Raw genomic sequence first — 2,136 nt, 5'->3', positions numbered from 1 at the left:
GACTGCACTCAAGTCTGGGCATGACCAGTCCCACCGAGTACGAAGCAGCACACTACGCTGACACAGAACCAGTAGCCGGCTGATCACCGGCCAACAAACCACCGGCAGGAAAGTCGGAACGGTTCAGTGTTCGGGCCAGGGAAGTTGCCCCACCTCGTCATCCATACGGCAGGGCCCGGGGCTTGGCTACGCCGGCCCGGTAGTCTGACGCGCCCTACCCCACGTTTTGCCGCGAGATGAGGAGCTGGTCAGAAAAGCCCCTGCTGGACCCAACGCCGCTATCTCCCCTCGGTTCGACCGACTGTGTAGGACACGGTGGCCGTTCAGTCGGAGCCTGCGAGGGCACTGGCACGCACCATCGGCCACCGGCAGCGGCAGCGGGCTGGCCGCGTCGGCTTCGCCTCGGCCGAAGCACGCCCGCCAGAGCCGACGAAGCCACGACGAGCCGCTCCCGAATGCCCCTCCAGAGGGGGTCGAGGCCGTACCCCGGCGCTGCTCGCAGCCCCGGCAGCACATCCCGCCAGGGCTCCGGACGCCCCTGGTGGGCGCAGGCGTAGGGAAGACAGCCGTGGAGGAACGGCGCATAGTGATCACCGGTATCGGGATTCGCGCCCCAGGGGGTAGCGGCACCAAGGAGTTCTGGGAGCTGCTGGCCAACGGGCGGACGGCGAACCGCAGGGTCGCCTTCTTCGACGCCGCGCCCTTTCGTTCGCGGGTCGCCGGCGAGGTCGACTTCGACGGATCCGCAGAATGGACCCGGCCGCCCAGTTCGCCGTCGCCTGCACCCGCGACGCCCTCGCCGACAGCGGGCTGTCACGGTCATCGCCACCCTCGGGTGGGCCACGCCCCGGCTTCGCAGTTCGGAGGCGACTCCTGGCTGGTGATCGCCGCATTCGCTCAGCTCCAGCTCGCCCGTCCGCTGGCTACCGGCCTCCGGCGTCCATGGGAGAAGCTGTCTCCGCCGAACAGACTCACACCTGCCCGCGTCCGCAGGGGATTCAGAAACCTGTACACAAAGTCCGGTTCTCCCAGAGGCACCGAAGACCTCCCGGCTCGGCCCCGGCCGCCCGCCAGGCTCGAAGAACCGCCGCCCGGCCACCCGTCATGACGTGGGTAGAGTCCTCGCGACCAGCGAGGCATACACACGCCCCGCTCACCACCAGAAAGGCACGAAGCCCCGGCGAACTGGATAATCGACAAGCTGAGGCGTGGTTTTTAGGACGTGCGTGCCGAAGCCTATCGGCACAGAACCAGAACATGATCACGTCGGCCCGGGCCAGGTGCGTGTGCTCCCAGGCGATCTGCTCCCGCGCGGCCACCAGGTCGTCGCCCTCGGGGAATAGGGCGCGGCGGGGGTTGAGGATGGTGGCCGGTGTGCCTGCGGCGCGGAGCTGGAGGGCGGCGCGGGTCTGCCAGTCGGGGCAGCCGGTGATGCCGCCGGCGAGGAAGAGCGCGGGGGCTTGCCCGGTGTAGGGGTGCGGGGCCTCGACGTAGGTCCGGTCCGCGCCCGGCTGGTGTGCCCGGAGGCCGGCCACGGCGTCCAGGAGATCACGGACCAGGGCCTGCGCCCCGGGGTCGCCGGTGGGGTAGGCGCGCAGGACCTCGGCCAGCCTCCAAGCGTGCAGGTCCGGGTGCGGGCGCAGCATCTCCGCGATCGAGGTGCCGGTGAGCAGGCCTCCGGTGGCGAGTCCGTCCAGGCCGCGGTCGGCGCTGGCGGACAGTGACAGGGTCCGTGCCCGGTGCTCCTCCGTGGGGGCGAGCGTCCACCGCCCGTGCAGGTAGTCGGCCGGGAGTGCGCCGACGAGGTGCTGAAGTTCTGTCATGAGCGTGATCCTCTCGCGGGAACCGGCGGGATGGGCGGATACGGCCCTGCCCCTTCGGATGTCCCCGGACGCCCGAGCCCCGGCCGGGGTGGAAAAGATCTTGTGTGGGGTGTTGCACGTTCGCGGGTTGGTGGTCGCCATAGGTGGCAGAGGGGCTTGAAGGTTCCTTCGAGGCGAGGGGGAGGTTGAACCGTTCCGACTTTCCTGCCGGTGGTTTGTTGGCCGGTGATCAGCCGGCTACTGGTTCTGTGTCAGCGTAGTGTGCTGCTTCGTACTCGGTGGGACTGGTCATGCCCAGACTTGAGTGCAGTCG

3 pseudogenes are annotated in these 2,136 nt (G+C 69.2%); 2 read left to right on the top strand and 1 reads right to left on the bottom strand.

The window, feature by feature from the left end:
- Nucleotides 1-538 precede the first annotated feature (538 nt).
- A pseudogene (locus LUZ64_RS36545) lies at nt 539-813 on the top strand (beta-ketoacyl synthase N-terminal-like domain-containing protein); the annotation flags it as partial.
- Between the two features lie 14 nt (nt 814-827).
- Nucleotides 828-1,193: pseudogene (locus LUZ64_RS36540) on the top strand (NF041680 family putative transposase); the annotation flags it as partial.
- Between the two features lie 60 nt (nt 1,194-1,253).
- On the opposite strand, the pseudogene LUZ64_RS36535 reads toward LUZ64_RS36540, so the two are convergent.
- Nucleotides 1,254-1,646, bottom strand: a pseudogene (locus LUZ64_RS36535) (nucleoside 2-deoxyribosyltransferase domain-containing protein); the annotation flags it as partial.
- Nucleotides 1,647-2,136 lie beyond the last annotated feature (490 nt).

This window comes from Streptomyces albireticuli, assembly GCF_021228125.1.
GTDB lineage: Bacteria > Actinomycetota > Actinomycetes > Streptomycetales > Streptomycetaceae > Streptomyces > Streptomyces albireticuli.
This window is presented reverse-complemented; position numbering and strand designations above follow the sequence as displayed.